The organism is Pseudomonas sp. H1_D05 (assembly GCF_054682705.1).
The window spans coordinates 1,093,192-1,109,648 of record NZ_CP162825.1; the positions used below are offsets into that span (position 1 = coordinate 1,093,192).

Sequence of the window (16,457 nt, forward strand, 5' to 3'; positions counted from 1 at the left end):
ACAGTGGTTTATGAACTTTCAAAATTGAATTAGCCCTACGCGTCAACGGACCACCGATGAACCTCTCGCGCCTCGCCCTGCCCTTCCTCCTGCTGCCAGCCGCCAACGCCCTCGCCGACACCTTCGAACGTGAGCAAGCCCTGAAGCTGCCCGACATGCTGATCTCCGCCAACCGCCAGGTCGAAGCCCGCAACGACAGCAGCGCCGCCAACACGGTGTTCACCCGCGAAGACATCGACCGCCTGCAGCCGAGTGACGTGCCGGACCTGCTGCGTCGCGTCCCTGGTGTGCAAGTGGCGCAAGCCGGCGGACGTGGCAGTCTGCCGGGCATTTACATTCGCGGCACGCAGTCGGCGCAGAGTCTGGTGCTGGTCGACGGCCAGCGCATTGGCAGCTCCACTTCCGGCGACAGCAACCTGCAGCATCTGAACATCGAGCAGATCGAGCGGGTGGAAGTGCTGCGCGGTTCGCGTTCGGTGATTTACGGCAGCGATGCGATTGGCGGGGTGATTCAGATCTTCACCCGGCGCGGCACTGAGCAAGGTTTGCAGCCACGGATGCACGTCGGTTTCGGCAGCAACCAGACCTGGGAGCGCAGCCTCGGCTTGTCCGGGGGCGACGAGAAAACCCGCTTCAATCTCGGTGCCAGCCTTGATGAAACCGACGGAGGTGACCGTACTCACCAGTCGTACCCAAGCGATGCCGATCACGACGCCTACCGCAATCAGTCCGTTAGCCTGAGCCTCAGCCATGCGCTGAGCGATGACATCGAAGTCGGCGCCAATCTGCTGGATAACCGCGGCAAGAACGAGTTCGACAACCCGTTCGGCCGCTTCGACATGAACACCTTCGAATCGGTCCAACAGCAGCCCTACAGCGATTTCAACGTCAGCAGTGTCAGCAGTTACGTCGATGCTCGGGTCAACGAAACCTGGAAAACCCGGATCGAATTCGGCCATACCGAGAACCGCGAGAAGAGCCTCGACAAGCTCAGCGACGAACGCACGGTGTTCAACACCTACCGCGACTCGGTGAACTGGCAGAACGATCTGACGCTGGACGCACGCAACAGCCTGATTCTCGGCGGCGACTGGTACGAAGACCGGGTCAACAGCAGCACCGCATTCGACGAAGACAGCCGCTGGAACCGCGCCGCATTCATCCAGCATCGCTATCAGGCCGACAGCTTCTCCACGGAACTGGGTCTGCGTCACGACGACAACCAGCAATTCGGCAGCCAGAACACCTGGAGCGGCACGTTCACATTGCCGCTGAACCCGGACAATGATCTGTTGCTGAGCTATAGCGAAGGCTTTCGTGCGCCGACTTTCAACGATCTGTACTACCCCGACTTCAGCAACCCGGATTTGAAACCGGAAACCTCGAAAAGCTATGAGTTGCAGTGGCGCAGTCAGTTGACTGACAGCAGCCGTCTGGAGGCGTCGATCTATCGTACGGATCTGGAAGACGCGATCATTTTCGGCAGTAACTCACGCCCGGAGAACGTCGCGTCGGCGCGGATCAACGGTTTTGAAGCGGCACTGAAACAGGAACTGTTCGACTGGCAGAGCAACCTTGGCGTATCGATCATTGATCCGCGCGACCGTGATACTGGCCACACCCTGGCCCGGCGTGCGCGGCGCACGTTGAGTTGGGATCTGGATCGACAATTTGATCAAGTCAGCCTCGGTGCCAGTTGGCAGGCGGTCAGCAGCAGTTATGACGACCTGAAAAATGAAAACCCGCTGGGTGGTTATGCGTTGTTCGGCTTGCGCAGCAGTTGGGCGTTGAACCGCGAGATCAAGCTGGATCTGAAGGTCGATAATGTTTTCGACAAAGGTTACAGCCGGGCGAATTACAGCTATGACGGCAGCCAGTACGGTTATCGCGAGGAAGGTCGGGTGTGGATGTTTGGGGTGACTTGGACTCCCCAGCTTTGATTTGAATCTTCGGTGATTTGACTGCCCCCTTCGCGAGCAGGCTCGCTCCCACATTTGGAATGCAATCCTCCTGTGGGAGCGAGCCTGCTCGCGAAGAAGTCACCGCAATTTCAGCGGTCAGGCGCGATCAATTGGCAGAGTTTGGCGGTAGCGTTGATCATTTGGCCACTTGGGCGTTCGAGACCTTTGTCGGTGACCAACAGTAATTTTTCCTGCTTCACCGCCGCCACCTGTGGCCAGGCTTTCCACGCATTCAGTTGCGCCTGATCACTCGCCAGAATCACTTCAGGGTCGCGCTGCAACACTGCCTCAATACTCACCTGCGGCGCCGGCAGACTCAGGTCGGCGAACACATTGCGCGCCCCGCACACCTCCAGCGCATCGCTGATAATCTGCCCACCACCGACGGTGTACAGCGGTTTGTCCCAGACCTGATAGAAGACCCGCAACGGCACTTCCCGGCGATAGCGCTGGCGCAACTCCACGAGTCGTTGGCGCAACGCCGCCGCCCGTTTCACCCCACGTTCAGGTCGCCCCAATTGCGCGGCAATGGCTTCAATCTGGGTGGTGAGTTGTTCAAGTGAATGCGGTTCGGCGACGAAGGTCGGGATGCCCAGGCGCTTCAGTTGATCACGCTGCGCCGGGCCGACACTGCCGGGCCACAGCAACAACAAGTCAGGTTTGAGGCTCAGCAACTGCTCCATATCGAGCTGACCATAGCGGCCGACAGAAGGAATGCTGGCAATCGCCGCTGGCCGCTCACCGGCATCAAGCACACCGACCAACAGATCTGCCGAATCCAGCTCAACGACAATTTCAGAAAGGGACGGCGCGAGGCTGACCACCCGCAGGCCCGCCAGCACCGGAGTCGAGACTGCCAGCAGCAGAACCGCCAGCCAGAGGCGGCGCATCAGCCGAGTTGACGCGGGATACGGTAGAGATAAAACAGCACCGCCGTGGACAACGCCAACAGCATCAACGGTACGGCTTCAAGACCGACAAACACCGCCAGTGCGCCGATCCACGCCGGCAAGGCTGCCACGAGAAAAGCCGCACGACGACGGGCTGCAAGCGCAATCCACGCGGCCGGTTCATCGGGGGTATCGAGAGCTTTTTGCGTGGCGATCAGCGCATGTTTATAACGGCCAAAAAACTTCAGGCTGACAAACATCGATGCCACGCCGGCAATAAAGAACGGCATCGCCAGCACCGGGAGAATCCCTTTGCCCTGACCGAACAACGCATTGAGTACGAACAGCGGCACCAGCGCCAGTGCGAGGTATTTCCACCAATCAACCGATAACCGGCGCCGCACCTGACCCCGCGTCACGCGCGATCGACCTCGCCCTGATGCTCGTTGCCCATCATGTGGTCGAGCTTGCTGGCCTTGGTCGCCAGATACAGTTTGTTGTGGGGGTTGTGACCGGTGTGTAGCGGCACGCGCTCGGCGACAGTAATGCCCATATCGGTCAAGGCTTTAACCTTGCGCGGGTTGTTGGTCATCAGGCGCAGGGACTTTACGCCCAGATGCTCGAGCATCGGCAGGCACATGGCGTAGTCACGCTGATCAGCGGCAAAGCCCAGACGCTCGTTGGCTTCAACGGTGTCGGCGCCGCCATCCTGTAATTCGTAGGCACGGATCTTGTTCAACAAGCCGATGCCACGACCTTCCTGACGCAGGTACAGCAACACACCACGACCTTCACGGGCGATGGCTTTAAGCGCGCCTTCCAGTTGCGAACCGCAGTCGCAACGCTGGCTGAACAAGGCATCGCCGGTCAGGCATTCGGAGTGCAACCGGCCGAGTACCGGGGCACCGTCGGCAATTTCACCCAGGCTCAGCACGACGTGCTCGCGGCCGGTGGCTTCATCGAGAAAACCGTGCATGGTGAATTGCGCAAAAGGCGTTGGCAGCTTGGAAGCGGCGACAAAGACGACAGGCACCGGTGTGCTCCTGATCTAAAGAGTCTGAAAATTCGCAGGCCGGCATTGTAACAGCAGGTTCCTACCGGCGCTTAGGCTGAATTATCGGGCATAACGATCAAAAAGTTTGATAACTACCTCATGGACGCCGCGACTCCTTGTAGGAGTGAGCCTGCTCGCGATAGCGGTGTGTCAGCTTCATCATTGTTTGAGTTAGACCGCCATCGCGAGCAGGCGAAGGCCTACAGGGGTCTTGTGCAGGCCTTCAGTTCGAGTTGAACGGATACGGCTGCTGCCACTTCTCGAAGATCGGCTTCAACTCGCCGCTCTTCACCAACTGCTCCATACGCTGGTCATACAGCGCCATCAGCGCTCGCGCCTGTGGCGTGTCGGCAAAGCCGAGAAACAGCGGCAACTCGGCCAGGTGTGAATAGCGATACTGCGCCGGATCGGCTGCGGTTTTCACCACGGCTTCAATCTCGGTCAGCGCATCGATGTAGTAATCCGCCCGCCCCTGCTTGAGCATCGACAGGATCCCGCTACGCCGCTCGATCTGGTTGTAGCGCTTGATATTCGGCAAGAAGTTTTCGTAGCGATAACCGCGCACCCAGGCCAGGCGATACTTGCCCAGCGTCGCTTCGGTAGGCGCCGGATTACTCGCCAGGCCCAATGCGTAAATGTGGTCGGAATCGAAATTCCAGTGCGGGTACAGGACCTGCTCGGCTTCGTCACGGTAGGAGCCGACCAGCGCGTCGACTTCCTTCAATTGCACCAGCCCGACCGAGCGGGTGTAAGGCACGCTGCGAATGTCCAGCTTGACCCCGGCCGGTTCGAACACTTTGCGCAGCACGTCCCAGCCCAGGCCATGGCCGTCAGCAGCGGTGTAGTCTTCCCAGTCTTCGCTGGCCAGATGGATGACCGCCGGCGTCGGCGCAGCTTCCTGCGCACCCACCACGGAGCTCAGCAAAGCCAAAACCACTAGCGCCAACCAGCGTCGAGCCATCCCTAGTCCCCTCACTTGACCCTGATATCCCTTGGACTCAGGCGAAAATCCACACCAGTCCCTGCATCGCCAGCCAGGCGAACACGCCGGCCAGCACGTCGTCGAGCATGATGCCGACGCCGCCATGCACGTGCCGGTCGATCCAGCGGATCGGCCATGGCTTGAGAATGTCGAAGAAACGGAATACGAGGAAACCCGCGAGCAACCAGTACCAGCCTTCCGGCACCAGCCACAAGGTGATCCACATCCCGACCATTTCGTCCCAGACGATGCCTTCGTGGTCGTGTACCCGCAGATCGTCAGCGACTTTGCCGCACAGCCAGAAGCCGAACAGCATGGTGATCCCGAGCATCAGCCAGTAACCCCAGTCGGGCAACATCTGCCATAACGGGATAAAGGGTAGCGCAACCAGCGAGCCCCACGTTCCCGGCGCCTTGGGCAGGGTGCCGGAACCAAAGCCGAACGCGAGGAAATGCCAGGGATTGCGCCAGACCGACGGCGGAACGAATTCGGCCGGAACCTGTTTCGGGTGATCTGTCACGGTGTCTCCTGAAAATGTTGATAACCCCGGATTTGCGGGGTGATGTCGTGACCTTCGCGATCCAGCAGGACCACGCCCTGACCTTCGGACACTCGACCGATCACATGGATCGGCCAGCCATTGGCCAGCAGCGCCGGCAACTCGACAGACGGCAAGGTGAACGCCAGCACGTAATCATCGCCACCGCTCAGCGCAGCACGCTCGGCGCCGCGCTGACCGAGAAACGCCACTAATGCATCCGACAGCGGTACGCGCTCGCGTTCAATCTCAAGTCGGACCTTTGAGGCCAGCGCGATATGGCCGCAGTCGGCGAGTAATCCATCGGAGATGTCCAGCGCCGAGGTGGCTTTGCCACGCAGGGCCTGGCCGAGGGCGAGTTGCGGTTGTGGCGACCAGTAATGATCAAGCAGCGGTTGGGCGACGTTCGCTTCGGCGTCACGCTGACCGAGCACCAGCGGCAAGGCGCCGGCCGCATTACCAAGTTCGCCACCGACACAGAGCAAGTCGCCCGGTTGCGCGCCACTGCGGGTCAATGCCTGACCAGCAGGCACGCGACCAAACACGGTTACCGTCAGGCTCAACGGCCCGCGCGTGGTATCGCCGCCGACCAGCGCAACGCCGCAGCTCTGCGCCATGCGGTTCAAACCGAGGGCATAGGCTTGCAGCCAATCGGCGGTCACCGTCGGTACAGTCAGGGCAAGGGTAAAGGCAACGGGCGTGGCGCCCATGGCGGCCAGATCGCTGACCGCAACGGCCAGCGAGCGCTGACCGAGCAGAAACGGATCGCAGGGGTCGGCGAAATGCACACCGGCCACCAACGTATCGGTAGAGATTGCCAACTGCTCCCCGGGGGGAACAGCGAGCAAGGCGCAGTCATCGCCGATCCCCAGAGCAACGCCTTCGCCGCCCTGCGCACAAGGCGCGGCGGCGAAGAAATTGCGGATCAGCTCAAACTCGCCCATGGCTGAGACAAAGTGTTCAAGCGCCGATCAGCGCTTGAACGCCTTCACTTCAGCTTCACGCAGGCGCGGGGCCAGCTTGTCGAGCACGCCGTTGACGAACTTGTGGCCGTCGGTCGAACCGAAGACTTTCGCCAGCTCGATACCTTCGTTGATCACCACGCGGTACGGCACGTCGACGCGCTTGAGCAGTTCCCAGGTCGACAGGCGCAGCACGGCCAGTTCAACCGGGTCCAGCTCTTCGATCGTCAGATCCGGGCAAGGCGTCAGAGCGGTGTCGATCTCGGTCTTGAACTGCGGAACCCCGTGGAGGATTTCGCGGAAGTAGGCACCGTCGACATCGGTGAAATCGTTATCAACGCGAAACTGCGCTTCGATCTCGTTCAGCGATTGCTTGGCCATGTGCCACTGGTACAGCGCTTGAGTCGCGAGCTGACGGGCTTCGCGACGCTTGACGCTTTTCGAGGGCTTGCCGGCATCCGCAGGTTTCGGATCGCGCGGGTTGAAACGATCGCTTTCGTCGCTAATCACTTGGCCTCCAACTGCGCCAGCAGGCTGACCATTTCCAGAGCGGACAGGGCAGCTTCGGCACCTTTGTTACCGGCCTTGGTGCCGGAACGTTCGATGGCTTGCTCGATGGAATCAACGGTCAGGACGCCGAAGGCAACCGGAACGCCGAACTCCATGGACACCTGGGCCAGCCCCTTGGTGCACTCGCCTGCCACGTATTCGAAGTGCGGAGTACCGCCACGAATGACCGCGCCGAGGGCGATGATGGCTGCGAATTCACCTTTCTGGGCGACTTTCTGCGCAACCAGCGGGATTTCGAAGGCGCCAGGTGCGCGGATGATGGTGATGTCGCTTTCGCTCACGCCGTGGCGAACCAGGGCATCAACTGCACCGCTGACCAGGCTTTCAACGACGAAGCTGTTGAAGCGGCCCACTACCAAAGCGTAGCGGCCTTTAGGGGCGATGAAGGTACCTTCGATGGTCTTCAGGGTCATTCGTCAGTTCTCTTAAAGAGCCGGGACGCGTCTGCTACGCGTCCCTCAGTGATTTATTTGCCGCGAATCGGAGACCGGAAACAACCGGTCATTATTCGGAGGGCACGTATTCTACAACTTCCAGATCGAAACCGGATATCGCATTAAATTTCATTGGCGCAGACATCAAACGCATTTTGCGCACACCGAGGTCACGCAGAATCTGCGAACCGGCACCGACGATGCTGTAAGTGGTCGGTTTTTTCGGCGCTGCCTGCTCGCCCGTTTCACGGATATGTGCCAGCAGCACATCGCCATCGAGCGGGTGACCAAGCAACAACACGACACCGCTGCCCGCCTCGGCCACCGCAGCCATGGCGGCGCGCAGGCTCCAGCGGCCCGGTTGTTTGACCATCAGCAGGTCGCGCAGCGGATCCATGTTGTGCACCCGAACCAGGGTCGGCTCTTCGGCGCAAACAGTGCCCAGCGTAAGGGCCATGTGCACATCGCCTTCCACCGAATCACGATAGGTCACCAGGTTGAATTGGCCCAGTTCGCTGTCCAGTGGCTGCTCGGCAATCCGCTGAACGGTACGTTCGTGGATCATCCGGTAGTGAATCAGGTCGGCGATGGTGCCGATCTTGATGTTGTGCTCAGCAGCGAACGCTTCCAGTTCAGCGCGACGGGACATGGTGCCGTCGTCATTCATCACTTCGCAGATCACGCCACTTGGCTCGAAACCGGCCATGCGCGCGAGGTCGCAAGCCGCTTCGGTGTGGCCGGCACGAGCGAGGGTGCCGCCGGCCTGGGCCATCAGCGGGAAAATATGGCCCGGGCTGACGATGTCTTCAGCCTTGGCGTCTTTGGCGGCAGCCGCTTGCACGGTGCGCGCACGGTCGGCGGCGGAAATGCCAGTGGTTACGCCTTCGGCGGCTTCGATCGACACGGTGAACTTGGTGCCGAAACCGGAACCGTTGCGCGGCGCCATCAGCGGCAGCTTCAACAGTTCGCAGCGCTCGCGGCTCATCGGCATGCAGATCAGACCACGGGCATGTTTGGCCATGAAGTTGATGTGCTCGGCCTGGCAGCATTCGGCGGCCATGATCAGGTCGCCTTCGTTCTCGCGGTCTTCGTCATCCATGAGGATGACCATCTTGCCTTGGCGGATGTCTTCAACCAGTTCTTCGATGCTATTGAGCGCCACAAGGCACCCCCTTCAGTCAGGATTTGAGGTAGCCGTTGGCGGCCAGAAAGCTTTCGGTGATGCCACCAGCGCTCGGCTCTGCGGCCTTGTCGCCGAGGAGCAGACGCTCCAGATACCGCGCCAGCAAGTCAACTTCCAGATTCACCCGGCGACCTGGCTTGTACGACGCCATGATGGTTTCACTCAGGGTGTGCGGAATGATCGTCAGCATGAACTCGGCGCCATCGACGGCGTTCACGGTCAGACTGGTGCCGTCGACAGTGATCGAGCCTTTATGGGCGATGTACTTGGCCAGTTCCTTCGGCGCGCGAATGCGAAATTCCACGGCGCGGGCATTGTCGCTGCGCGAGACGATTTCGCCGACACCGTCGACGTGGCCGCTGACCAGGTGCCCGCCGAGACGGGTGGTCGGGGTCAGGGCTTTTTCCAGATTGACCGGGCTGCCGCTTTTCAGGTCGTTCATGGCGGTGCAGTCGAGGGTTTCACGGCTGACGTCGGCGGCAAAGCCGTCGCCCGGCAGCTCAACAGCGGTCAGGCAGACGCCGTTGACCGCGATGCTGTCGCCGAGTTTGACGTCGCTCAGGTCGAGCTTGCCGGTGGCGACGTGGACCCGCACATCACCGCCCTTTGGGGTCAATGCGCGGATACTGCCGATGGATTCGATGATGCCGGTAAACATGGGGTTCTCCTTGAGAACTGGGCCAGCGCTAACGCGATGGCCGGGAATTATACGCTCGCCGAAAGGACAGGGATGGCAGTGACTCGCCAGTCATCGCCCACCGCGCGAATTTCAGTGATTTTCAGCTCCGGCGCATCCTTCATATAAGCCAGCGGCCAGTCCAGCAGCGGACGCGCCGAAGAACCGAGGAACTTGCCGGCGATGAAGATCACGAATTCGTCGACCAGACCGAGCTGAGCAAAGGCACCGGCCAAGCGTGGGCCAGCCTCGACCAGCACTTCGTTGGTGCCTCGCTTGGCCAGTTCGATCAGCAATTGATGCAGATCGACCTGACCGTCATCACCCGGCACGATCAGGCACTCGGGGCCATGCGCGTATTGCTCTTCGATCGCGACACAGGTGGCAACCAATGCCGGGCCAGCCTTGAAGAACGGCGCATCCAGCGGCACCCGCAGGCGCCCGTCGATCAGCACGCGCAGCGGTGGTCGGCTCATGGCCAGCGCGGTTTGCTCGGCATCCAGACCCAACTCGTCGGCACGCACGGTCAAACGCGCGCCATCGGCCAGCACGGTGTCGGCGCCGGTCAGCACCACGGTGGCCTGAGCGCGCAAACGCTGAACGGCCGAACGTGCGGCCGGGCCGGTGATCCACTGGCTCTCGCCGCTTTCCATGGCTGTCCGACCATCGAGACTCATAGCCAACTTGACCCGCACGTACGGCAAGCCGTGCTCCATGCGTTTCAGAAAACCTTGATTGAGCTGGCGCGCCTCGGCTTCGAGCACGCCGCTTTCGGTAGCAATGCCGGCATCGGCCAGGCGCTGCAGACCACGTCCGGCGACTTGCGGGTTCGGATCGCGCATCGCTGCCACCACCCGGGCAACCCCGGCATTCACCAGCGCTTCGGCACACGGCGGCGTGCGGCCATGGTGGCTGCACGGTTCCAGCGTCACATAAGCGGTCGCGCCCCGGGCCAATTCACCGGCGGCGCGCAGGGCGTGGACTTCGGCGTGCGGTTCGCCGGCGCGCTCATGCCAGCCTTCGCCGACGATCTGCCCATCACGCACCACCACGCAGCCGACCCGAGGATTGGGATGGGTGGTGTAATGACCTTTGCGCGCCAGTTCCAGCGCGCGAGCCATGAAGTGAGCGTCGAGGATGGCCTGCTCGCCGGCGCTGGTCATTCTTTCACCGGTTCGCGGGCGAGGCGGTCGATTTCTTCACGGAACTCGTTAAGGTCCTGGAAGCGTTTGTACACCGACGCGAAACGGATGTAGGCGACTTCATCAAGCTTTTGCAACTCAGCCATCACCAGTTCGCCGACCACGAGGGATTTGACCTCGCGCTCGCCGGTGGCGCGCAGCTTGTGCTTGATGTGAACCAGGGAGGATTCGAGGCGCTCGACGCTCACCGGACGTTTCTCCAGGGCGCGCTGCATCCCGGCGCGGAGTTTTTCTTCGTCGAACGGTTGGCGGCTGCCGTCGGTTTTGATCAGGCGCGGCAACACCAGTTCGGCCGTCTCGAACGTCGTGAAACGCTCGCCGCAGGCCAGGCATTCACGCCGGCGGCGCACCTGTTCGCCCTCGGCGACCAGACGCGAGTCGATGACCTTGGTGTCGTTGGCACCGCAGAAGGGACAGTGCATGGTGGCTGGCAACAAAAAAAGGGAGGGCCATGGTAGCGCATCCCGGTGGCAAGACAAGCCATAGGCTTTGCGGTATACAGAACGGCATGATCGTTTGATCCATGGATTTCATTTTGCTGGAGCATCCAATGCCGTTACGTCCGCTCGTTTTGCTCAGTCTTTTCAGCCTGCTGGTGGCCTGTGGCAGCGATGCACCCAAGCCCCAGCCGCCAACACCGGGACCTGCCCCGCAGCAAGCGCAGAAAAAAGCCAAAGAGGCTGCCGAACTTGGCCCGCTGCCGGCTTATCAACGGGAATTGAGCGGCACCCTGCAAGGCGTGCCGGCCGGTGCCGAAGTCGAACTGGCGCTGCTGGTGATCGACGAAAAGGATCGCCCGCAACAATTGCTCGCCAGTTCCAGCCTGATCGGCAACAACCAGATCCTGCCGTTCCGCCTGCGCTTCAACCCGGACGCGTTCCCGGCCGGCGCGCGGGTTGAGCTGCGCGGGCGCGCCAGCCAGTCCGGTCAGTTGATCCTGCATCTGCCGTCGCAAACCATCAGCCAGCCGACCACCCAGGCGCTGGGCCAACTGCAATTTGTCAAAGCACCATGAATGCACCGCTCGACCTGCAACAGGCGTTAGGTGAATTGCTCGGCGACGCCAGACTCAAGGTCTGTGCGTTGCCGGACACTGATTTACAGCTATGGCTGATCGATGGCGACAACATGGGTCGCGAATTCAGCCAGGAAGAAATTCAGCGAATCCTGCATGAGCCACCGTATTGGGGTTTCTGCTGGGCCAGCGGTCTGGCGGTGGCGCGTTATCTGGCGGAATTTCCCGAGTGGGTGCGCGGCAAGCGTGTGCTGGATTTCGGCGCTGGTTCCGGGATTGCCGGGATCGCGGCGGTGAAGGCCGGGGCGCTGGAGGTGGTGGCGTGCGATCTGGATCCGCTGGCGATTTCCGCGTGTCGGGCGAATGCCGAGCTGAATGATGTACAGATGAGTTATTCGACGGATTTCTTTGCCGAAGCGGATCGGTTTGATCTGATTCTGGTGGCGGACGTGTTGTACGACCGGGCGAACTTGCCGTTGCTCGATGCGTTTTTAAGTCGTGGCCGTGAAGCGCTGGTGGCGGATTCGCGGGTTCGGGATTTTAGGCATCCATTGTATGAGCGCATTGAAATGCTTGAGGCGATGACCTTGCCCGATCTGGCGGAGCCGGAAGAATTCAGACATGTCAGCCTCTACCATGCGCGGCGCTAGCTAAAAGCTTCGCGAGCAGGCTCGCTCCCACATTTGGAATGCGTTTCCCTGTGGGAGCGAGCCTGCTCGCGAAGGCGTCCTGCCAGACAACACATCTCTGCCTTCCGGCCACCCCCCGCCAAGCCGTATAGTTGCCCCATTCACGCTTCTACGAGATCCCCCATGAGTGAGCAAACGCCGTACATCTTCGACGCCACGACGGCCGATTTCGACCAGTCGGTGATCGAGGCTTCCTTCAACAAACCGGTGCTGGTGGATTTCTGGGCCGAATGGTGTGCGCCGTGCAAAGCGTTGATGCCGATGCTGCAAGGCATTGCCGAGAGCTATCAGGGCGAGTTGCTGCTGGCCAAGGTCAACTGCGACATCGAGCAGGACATCGTCGCCCGCTTCGGTATTCGCAGCCTGCCGACCGTGGTGCTGTTCAAGGACGGTCAGCCGGTCGACGGCTTTGCCGGTGCACAACCGGAATCCGCCGTGCGCGCCCTGCTTGAGCCGCACGTGCAGATGCCGCCACCGGCCGCAGCCGATCCGTTCGAGCAGGCTCAGGCGTTGTTTGATGACGGCCGTTACGCCGATGCCGAGGCAGCGCTGGTGGTGATGCTCACTGAGGACAACACAAACGCCAAGGCACTGATCCTCTACGCGCGTTGCCTGACCGAGCGCGGCGAACTGGACGAAGCGCAAACCGTACTGGATGCGGTCAAGAGTGATGAGCACAAGGCTGCACTGGCCGGAGCCAAGGCACAGATCAAGTTCCTCGGTCTGGCGCGTGACTTGCCGGATGCTGCCGACCTGAAAGCGCGACTGGCGAAAGATCCGCAGGACGATGAAGCGGTGTATCAACTGGCGATCCAGCAACTGGCGCGTCAGCAGTACGAAGCGGCGCTGGATGCTTTGCTCAAGCTGTTCGTCCGCAACCGCAACTATGCCGAAGGCCTGCCGCACAAGACCTTACTGCAAGTGTTCGAGCTGCTGGGCAATGATCATCCGTTGGTGACGATGTACCGCCGCAAAATGTTTGCTGCGCTTTATTAAGATCAAAAGATCGAAGCCTGCGGCAGCTCCTACATTGGGATCGTGTACACCCTTGTAGGAGATGCCGCTGGCTGCGATCTTTTGCGGTTCACTCGATCCAGCTGTAGAGCGGCGTATCCCCGCCGCTCACCACTTTCACGTCCGCACTGTGGCGCAGGCGCACCAACAAGCGTTTGCCCGCCACCGCGCTGCCGGTCAGCCCTTCCAGTTGATCAAGCAGATCCGGACCGCTGAGCTGCCCGGCCTTGCGCAACAGATCCTTGGCCAACTGCCACAAGGCATCGTCCTGATTCAGCGGTTTCGCCGCCGGGGCAGACGCGACCGCCTCAGATTGAGCAACCGGCGCCTGCCCATTCAGTGCCGAACCGAGCTTCGCCCAATCGCCGTCATCCAGCTCCACCGTCAAATCCACCGGCACGTCGCCGACGGTTCCGCGTATCCGCAACATTGAGTTCGCTCCTGCACTTTTCTGACGTGCATGCTCCCACGGGACTTGTGCAACGCCAAGCGCACGGGCAAACTCTGCGCACTTTCGTTATAAGATTACATAACAAACTCTTCACTTTACTTCCCGGAGACCGTCATGCGTCGTCTGCTGCTCGCTTTGCCGTTTGCCCTGTTGCCGCTGGCCATCGCCCATGCTGCCGATGAGCACGATCACGACCATGAACACGGCAGCCTCGGTGCGCATGAACATGGTGTTGGCCGTCTGAATGCCGCGCTCGATGGCCAGACCCTTGAGCTGGAGCTGGAAAGCCCGGCGATGAACCTCGTTGGTTTCGAACACGTTGCGACCACGGACGCCGACAAGGCCAAAGTCGCTGCAGCCCGTGCGCAACTGGAAAAGCCGCTGACCCTGTTCAGCCTGCCCACTGCTGCCGGTTGCAAAGTGGTCAGTCAGGAACTGGAAAGCCCGTTGTTCGGCGACAAGCCGGATGCCGATGACCATGACGACGATGAAGCGGACAAGGACGGTCACGAGCATCACCACGACCACAGCGAAATCCACGCGCATTACCAATTCAACTGCGCCACACCGGGTGCGTTGAAGACGCTGGATCTGGCTAACATCTTCAATACCTTCCCGGCGACGCAGAAAATTCAGGTACAACTGATCAGCGCCAGCGGCCAGCAAGGTACCGAAGTGACGGCCAAGGCTGCGTCGTTGAAATTCTAAGCCTCACCGGAATCCCCTTGTGGGAGCGAGCTTGCTCGCGAATGCGATTCGTCAGGCGCCTTTGAATTGACTGATCTGCCGCTTTCGCGAGCAGGCTCGCTCCCACAGGGGTTGTGTGTTCACCTCATGAAACTGGTGCCATGACCCAAGCACTCATCGAACTGTCCGACCTGGGCTTCAACTGGCCCGGTCATCCGCCGCTGCTGGACATTCCGGCGTTTCGTCTGGAAGCCGGCGAAACCCTGTTCCTCAAAGGCCCCAGCGGCAGCGGCAAGACCACCCTGCTCGGTCTGCTCGGCGGCGTGCAGAAACCCGGTCGCGGCAGCATTCGCTTGCTCGGCCAGGAGCTGACCGAACTCTCCGCCGGCGCTCGCGACACCTTCCGCGTCGATCACACCGGCTACATTTTCCAGCAGTTCAACCTGCTGCCGTTTCTTTCGGTACGCGAGAACGTTGAACTGCCGTGTCACTTTTCCAAGCTGCGCGCGCAACGGGCGAAACAGCGCCACGGCAGCGTCGATCAAGCCGCCGCCACCCTGCTCGCCCACCTCGGCTTAAAGGATGAAAGCATCCTCAGCCGTCGCGCTGACTCACTGTCAATCGGTCAGCAACAACGGGTCGCTGCCGCGCGTGCCTTGATCGGTCAGCCTGAGCTGGTGATCGCCGACGAACCGACCTCGGCACTGGATTACGACGCCCGGGAAAACTTCATCCGCCTGCTGTTCGCCGAATGCCGCGAGGCCGGATCGAGTCTGCTGTTCGTCAGCCACGACCAGAGCCTGGCGCCGCTGTTCGACCGTCACCTGTCCCTGGCCGAACTCAATCGCGCCGCCACGTCTGCCGAGGTCTGAGATGTATCTGTTTCGTCTGGCCATGGCCAGCCTGGCCAACCGCCGCTTCACCGCTTTGCTCACGGCTTTTGCCATCGCCCTCTCGGTGTGTCTGTTGCTCGCCGTTGAGCGGGTGCGTACCGAGGCCAAAGCCAGTTTCGCCAGTACTATCAGTGGCACCGACCTCATCGTTGGTGCCCGTTCCGGCTCGGTGAACCTGTTGCTGTACTCGGTGTTCCGCATCGGCAACGCCACCAACAACATCCGCTGGGACAGCTTCGAACACTTCGCCAGCAATCCGAAAGTGAAGTGGGCAATCCCGATGTCCCTCGGCGACTCCCATCGTGGCTACCGGGTGATGGGCACTACCGAAGCCTACTTCGAGCATTACCAGTACGGTCGCCAGCAGCATCTGCAACTGGCGGACGGTCGTGCGTTTGCCACCGATCCTTTTGAAGTGGTACTCGGTGCGGAAGTGGCCGATGCGCTGCATTACAAGCTCGGTGACAAACTGGTGCTGGCCCACGGCGTGGCCGCGATCAGTCTGGTCAAGCACGACGACAAACCGTTCACCGTGGTCGGCATTCTCAAGCGCACCGGCACCCCGGTCGATCGCACATTGCACATCAGCCTCGGCGGCATGGAGGCGATTCACATCGACTGGCACAACGGTGTTCCGGCGCGTGGCAATGGGCGGATCACAGCGGATCAGGCGCGCAACATGGACCTGACGCCGCAAGCGATCACCGCATTCATGCTCGGCCTCAACAGCAAGATTTCCACCTTCGCCCTGCAACGCGAGATCAACGAATTCCGTGGCGAGCCGATGCTGGCGATTCTGCCGGGTGTAGCCTTGCAGGAGTTGTGGAGCCTGATGAGCACCGCTGAAAAAGCGCTGTTCGTGGTCTCGTTGTTTGTGGTGTTGACCGGGTTGATCGGCATGCTCACGGCGATTCTCACCAGCCTTAACGAACGGCGTCGCGAGATGGCGATCCTTCGTTCGGTCGGTGCGCGCCCTTGGCATATCGCGAGTCTGCTGGTGCTCGAGGCGTTTGCACTGGCGCTGACCGGGGTGATTGCCGGGGTGGCGTTGTTGTACATCGGCATCGCCGCCGCGCAGGGTTATGTACAGGCCAATTACGGTTTGTATCTGCCGCTGGCGTGGCCGAGCGAGTATGAATGGACGCTGCTCGGTGGCATTCTGGCGGCCGCGCTGCTGATGGGCAGCGTGCCGGCCTGGCGCGCTTATCGCCAATCCTTGGCCGATGGCCTGTCGATCCGTTTATGAGGATGTTCAC

Annotated in this window: 20 protein-coding genes; 7 read left to right on the forward strand and 13 right to left on the reverse strand. The window is 61.0% G+C overall.

Annotated features, from left to right (window positions below; genetic code table 11):
* The first annotated feature begins 56 nt into the window (after nt 1–56).
* Nucleotides 57–1,940: a TonB-dependent receptor domain-containing protein gene (locus AB4O11_RS04970; protein WP_460130283.1), complete on the forward strand. Its 1,884-nt coding sequence runs from the start codon at nt 57–59 to the stop codon at nt 1,938–1,940.
* Nucleotides 1,941–2,050: 110 nt separating this feature from the next.
* Here the strand turns inward: AB4O11_RS04970 and AB4O11_RS04975 are convergent, their stop codons facing one another.
* The 12 genes from AB4O11_RS04975 to nrdR all read right to left on the reverse strand — a co-directional run bounded on the left by AB4O11_RS04975 (nt 2,051) and on the right by nrdR (nt 10,874).
* Nucleotides 2,051–2,851: a cobalamin-binding protein gene (locus AB4O11_RS04975; RefSeq protein WP_460130285.1), complete on the reverse strand. Its 801-nt coding sequence runs from the start codon at nt 2,849–2,851 to the stop codon at nt 2,051–2,053.
* Complete coding sequence (locus AB4O11_RS04980; RefSeq protein ID WP_095048811.1) at nt 2,851–3,270, reverse strand: MFS transporter; 420 nt, start codon at nt 3,268–3,270, stop codon at nt 2,851–2,853. Before AB4O11_RS04980 ends, AB4O11_RS04975 begins: the two co-directional genes overlap by 1 nt.
* On the reverse strand, nt 3,267–3,884 hold the full coding sequence (gene ribA, locus AB4O11_RS04985) for a GTP cyclohydrolase II (protein ID WP_016984117.1): 618 nt from the start codon (nt 3,882–3,884) through the stop codon (nt 3,267–3,269). The genes AB4O11_RS04980 and ribA overlap by 4 nt, the downstream gene beginning before the upstream one ends.
* Before the next feature lie 244 nt (nt 3,885–4,128).
* Entirely contained in the window at nt 4,129–4,866 is a 738-nt protein-coding gene (locus AB4O11_RS04990) for a substrate-binding periplasmic protein (protein ID WP_460130287.1), read from the reverse strand.
* 37 nt (nt 4,867–4,903) lie between these two features.
* On the reverse strand, nt 4,904–5,407 hold the full coding sequence (locus AB4O11_RS04995) for a phosphatidylglycerophosphatase A family protein (RefSeq protein ID WP_007910933.1): 504 nt from the start codon (nt 5,405–5,407) through the stop codon (nt 4,904–4,906).
* Nucleotides 5,404–6,369, reverse strand: coding sequence for a thiamine-phosphate kinase (thiL, locus tag AB4O11_RS05000; RefSeq protein ID WP_460130289.1), 966 nt, complete (start codon nt 6,367–6,369; stop codon nt 5,404–5,406). The genes AB4O11_RS04995 and thiL overlap by 4 nt, the downstream gene beginning before the upstream one ends.
* 27 nt (nt 6,370–6,396) lie before the next feature.
* Nucleotides 6,397–6,897, reverse strand: coding sequence for a transcription antitermination factor NusB (gene nusB, locus AB4O11_RS05005; protein ID WP_460130291.1), 501 nt, complete (start codon nt 6,895–6,897; stop codon nt 6,397–6,399).
* Complete coding sequence (gene ribH, locus AB4O11_RS05010) at nt 6,894–7,370, reverse strand: 6,7-dimethyl-8-ribityllumazine synthase (RefSeq protein ID WP_003228649.1); 477 nt, start codon at nt 7,368–7,370, stop codon at nt 6,894–6,896. Before ribH ends, nusB begins: the two co-directional genes overlap by 4 nt.
* Before the next feature lie 91 nt (nt 7,371–7,461).
* Nucleotides 7,462–8,553, reverse strand: coding sequence for a bifunctional 3,4-dihydroxy-2-butanone-4-phosphate synthase/GTP cyclohydrolase II (gene ribBA / locus AB4O11_RS05015; RefSeq protein WP_039761895.1), 1,092 nt, complete (start codon nt 8,551–8,553; stop codon nt 7,462–7,464).
* A 16-nt stretch (nt 8,554–8,569) separates the two neighbouring features.
* Nucleotides 8,570–9,232, reverse strand: a complete 663-nt coding sequence (locus tag AB4O11_RS05020; RefSeq protein WP_093434480.1) for a riboflavin synthase — start codon at nt 9,230–9,232, stop codon at nt 8,570–8,572.
* Nucleotides 9,233–9,279: 47 nt separating this feature from the next.
* Nucleotides 9,280–10,413, reverse strand: a complete 1,134-nt coding sequence (gene ribD, locus AB4O11_RS05025) for a bifunctional diaminohydroxyphosphoribosylaminopyrimidine deaminase/5-amino-6-(5-phosphoribosylamino)uracil reductase RibD (RefSeq protein WP_460089064.1) — start codon at nt 10,411–10,413, stop codon at nt 9,280–9,282.
* A complete protein-coding gene (gene nrdR, locus AB4O11_RS05030; protein WP_007910946.1) occupies nt 10,410–10,874 on the reverse strand; it encodes a transcriptional regulator NrdR in 465 nt (154 codons plus the stop codon). The genes ribD and nrdR overlap by 4 nt, the downstream gene beginning before the upstream one ends.
* A gap of 128 nt (nt 10,875–11,002) precedes the next feature.
* Here nrdR and AB4O11_RS05035 point away from each other — a divergent pair, with 128 nt between their 5' ends.
* The 3 genes from AB4O11_RS05035 (at nt 11,003) to trxA (ending at nt 13,152) form a co-directional block, all read left to right on the forward strand.
* Nucleotides 11,003–11,467 carry a YbaY family lipoprotein gene (locus tag AB4O11_RS05035; RefSeq protein WP_053124259.1) on the forward strand — a complete coding sequence of 155 codons (465 nt, stop codon included), beginning with the start codon at nt 11,003–11,005 and terminating at the stop codon, nt 11,465–11,467.
* On the forward strand, nt 11,464–12,117 hold the full coding sequence (locus AB4O11_RS05040; RefSeq protein ID WP_320336258.1) for a class I SAM-dependent methyltransferase: 654 nt from the start codon (nt 11,464–11,466) through the stop codon (nt 12,115–12,117). The genes AB4O11_RS05035 and AB4O11_RS05040 overlap by 4 nt, the downstream gene beginning before the upstream one ends.
* A 162-nt stretch (nt 12,118–12,279) precedes the next feature.
* Nucleotides 12,280–13,152 (forward strand): thioredoxin, encoded by an 873-nt coding sequence (gene trxA, locus AB4O11_RS05045; RefSeq protein ID WP_093434468.1) that lies wholly within the window; start codon nt 12,280–12,282, stop codon nt 13,150–13,152.
* An 88-nt stretch (nt 13,153–13,240) separates the two neighbouring features.
* Here trxA and AB4O11_RS05050 read toward each other — a convergent pair whose 3' ends face one another.
* Nucleotides 13,241–13,600, reverse strand: a complete 360-nt coding sequence (locus AB4O11_RS05050) for a hypothetical protein (RefSeq protein WP_099757297.1) — start codon at nt 13,598–13,600, stop codon at nt 13,241–13,243.
* Between the two features lie 135 nt (nt 13,601–13,735).
* Here AB4O11_RS05050 and AB4O11_RS05055 point away from each other — a divergent pair, with 135 nt between their 5' ends.
* The 3 genes from AB4O11_RS05055 to AB4O11_RS05065 all read left to right on the forward strand — a co-directional run bounded on the left by AB4O11_RS05055 (nt 13,736) and on the right by AB4O11_RS05065 (nt 16,447).
* A complete protein-coding gene (locus AB4O11_RS05055) occupies nt 13,736–14,329 on the forward strand; it encodes a DUF2796 domain-containing protein (RefSeq protein WP_460089067.1) in 594 nt (197 codons plus the stop codon).
* Between the two features lie 140 nt (nt 14,330–14,469).
* A complete protein-coding gene (locus tag AB4O11_RS05060; RefSeq protein ID WP_016984101.1) occupies nt 14,470–15,180 on the forward strand; it encodes an ABC transporter ATP-binding protein in 711 nt (236 codons plus the stop codon).
* A gap of 1 nt (nt 15,181) precedes the next feature.
* Complete coding sequence (locus tag AB4O11_RS05065; RefSeq protein ID WP_093434459.1) at nt 15,182–16,447, forward strand: ABC transporter permease; 1,266 nt, start codon at nt 15,182–15,184, stop codon at nt 16,445–16,447.
* Nucleotides 16,448–16,457: the final 10 nt, after the last annotated feature.